A 2,405-nucleotide genomic window follows, 5' to 3' on the forward strand; every position below is an offset into this window, starting at 1 on the left:
AAAAGGCGCATCCTGATGTGTTCAACCTGTTGCTGCAGCTTCTGGAAGACGGTCGTCTGACCGATTCCAAGGGCCGCACGGTTGACTTCAAGAACACCCTGATCATTATGACCTCGAACATCGGTTCGAAGGTGATCGAGAAGGGTGGCGGTGGCCTCGGCTTCGAGTTCTCCGGTGAAAGCGCTGAGGAGTCTCAGTACACCCGGATCCGTTCCTTGGTGAATGAGGAGCTCAAGCAATACTTCCGGCCTGAATTCCTCAATCGTCTCGACGAAATCATCGTCTTCCGTCAGCTCAACCGCGACGAGGTCAAGGAGATCGCCGAGATCATGCTCAAGGAGGTGTTTGGCCGCATGGGCGAGAAGGGCATCACCCTTAGCGTGTCCGATGCATTCAAGGAGCGCCTGGTGGAGGAGGGCTACAACCCCGCCTATGGCGCACGTCCGCTGCGTCGGGCCGTCATGCGTCTTCTCGAGGATTCCCTCGCCGAAGAGGTGCTGTCGGGTCGGATCAAGGACGGCGATCATGCCGAAGTTGATGTTGACGAGAACAAGAAGGTGGTGGTCCGCCACAAAGGTCAGGTGGACACGGCACCGCAACTCGCTGGTGCCAGCGTCTGATGGTTCGATCCATCTCGTCCCATTCCATTGCCCCAGCCAACGTCTTGCGGGGGGATGAGGCCTGGGATGAGGCCTTGCCTCAGATCAAATCCCTTTGCTCACGTCCGCTGGTGCTGGGTCGTAGTGCTTCCACTGCGGAGCAGCGTCAGCGTTTGGTGAAGGATCTCCAGGCCCAAGGGCTCATCCCCTTTCAGGCTCAACTTCAGTTCGACTGCTGTGAGCAGGATCTCCAGAGGGTCACCTCGGAAGCCCAGGGCTGTAACGCCGTTCTGGCCGCCGGGGGTGGAAAAGTGCTGGATGCCGGCAAGCTGCTGGCCCACCGCCTCTCCCTTCCTTGCATCACCGTTCCGCTGAGCGCCTCCACCTGTGCCGGTTGGACGGCTCTGTCCAACATCTATTCCTCTCAGGGTGCTTTCGAAGGGGATGTGGCCTTGGATCGTTGCCCCGATCTTCTCGTCTTCGATCATGGCTTGGTGCGCCAGGCGCCACCGCGCACCCTGGCCAGTGGTGTTGCTGATGCCCTGGCCAAGTGGTACGAAGCCTCAGTGAGTAGCGGCGACAGCAGTGATGGTCTGGTGCAGCAGGCCGTGCAGATGGCTCGGGTGCTGCGGGATCAACTTCTGATCGACAGCCTCACGGCGCTGCAGGATCCAGACAGTGCAGCCTGGGTGCGCACCGCCGAAGCCTGTGCCCTCACCGCCGGGGTGATGGGAGGGCTTGGTGGTGCTCGTTGCCGCACGGTCGCGGCCCATGCTGTTCACAACGGCCTCACCCAGCTGGAGGCCTGTCACCACGTTCTCCATGGCGAGAAGGTGGGTTTCGGCATTCTTGTGCAGCTTCGCTTGGAGGAACGACTGGGCGGCAACCGGCTTGCAGGCCAGACGCACCGCCAGCTGTTCCCATTGCTGCGGCAGCTTGGTTTGCCCGTCAGCCTTGATGATCTTGGTCTGGCGCAGGCCAGCCTCAGTGAGTTGCAGGAGGTGTGTCGCTTCGCCTGCCGCAAGGGTTCCGATCTGCATCATTTGCCCTTCGCTGTGACGCCTGGTGCTTTGCTGGAGGCCCTTGTGGGTGCTGCGGAACTCAGCCCCATCAATCTTTGAAGACGCTTCTGGATCAATTGCGGCCGGCTCTGCTTGACCCGCAGGCCGAGGCCCTGGCTGCTGAGGTGCAGTGGTGGAATTTGCCTGGCCTGGGTGTGGATCATCCCTTCCCGGTGGCGGTGCTCGGCCAAGGCTCTCCGTTGTTGCTGCTGCATGGGTTTGATAGCAGTTTTCTCGAATACCGGCGCCTGGCTCCCCTCCTGGTCGATCGTTTTCAGCTGTTCATCCCCGATCTGTTCGGTTTTGGCTTTTCGCCGCGTCCTTTGGGCTTGACCTACGGGCCTGAGGCTGTTTTGCAGCATCTCGATGCCCTGCTGAAGCGGCTTCCCACAGAGGCTCCAGTGGGCCTGATCGGTGCTTCGATGGGGGGCTCTGTGGCCGTGGAGTTGGCCCGGCGTCACCCCGAGCGCGTGGCTTCTCTGCTGCTGCTGGCTCCAGCCGGTCTCACGGGGCGTCCGATGCCCGTGCCGCCCCTGCTGGATCGTATTGGTGCCTGGTTCCTGGGTCGTCCCGGCGTGCGGCGGGGGCTGTGTCGCCAGGCCTTCGCCGATCCCGATGCGGATGTGGGAGCTCCGGAAGAGCAAATCGCTTCGTTGCACCTGCAATGCCCCGGCTGGGCGGAGGCGTTGGCGGCCTTCGCCCGCAGCGGTGGTTTCGCTGGATGTGGCGACCCCCTGCCCTGCCA

The 2,405-nt window shown here is 62.1% G+C and carries 3 protein-coding genes; all 3 read left to right on the forward strand.

What is annotated here, in order from left to right; all coding sequences use genetic code 11:
• Positions 1-620 (forward strand): AAA family ATPase (locus tag ACGVJ8_RS04900; RefSeq protein WP_392345951.1); only part of this gene is annotated, 620 nt, incomplete at its 5' end.
• Positions 620-1,720: an iron-containing alcohol dehydrogenase family protein gene (locus ACGVJ8_RS04905; protein WP_392345953.1), complete on the forward strand. Its 1,101-nt coding sequence runs from the start codon at positions 620-622 to the stop codon at positions 1,718-1,720. The genes ACGVJ8_RS04900 and ACGVJ8_RS04905, both read left to right, overlap by 1 nt.
• A partial coding sequence (locus tag ACGVJ8_RS04910; RefSeq protein WP_392345955.1) for an alpha/beta fold hydrolase occupies positions 1,717-2,405 on the forward strand: 689 nt, incomplete at its 3' end. The genes ACGVJ8_RS04905 and ACGVJ8_RS04910, both read left to right, overlap by 4 nt.

The organism is Parasynechococcus sp. (assembly GCF_042954245.1).
Taxonomy (GTDB): domain Bacteria; phylum Cyanobacteriota; class Cyanobacteriia; order PCC-6307; family Cyanobiaceae; genus Parasynechococcus.

Coding starts and splice junctions, on each gene's coding strand:
- ACGVJ8_RS04905 (WP_392345953.1), top strand. CDS start 620: ATGGTTCGATCCATCTCGTCCCATTCCATTGCCCCAGCCAACGTCTTG.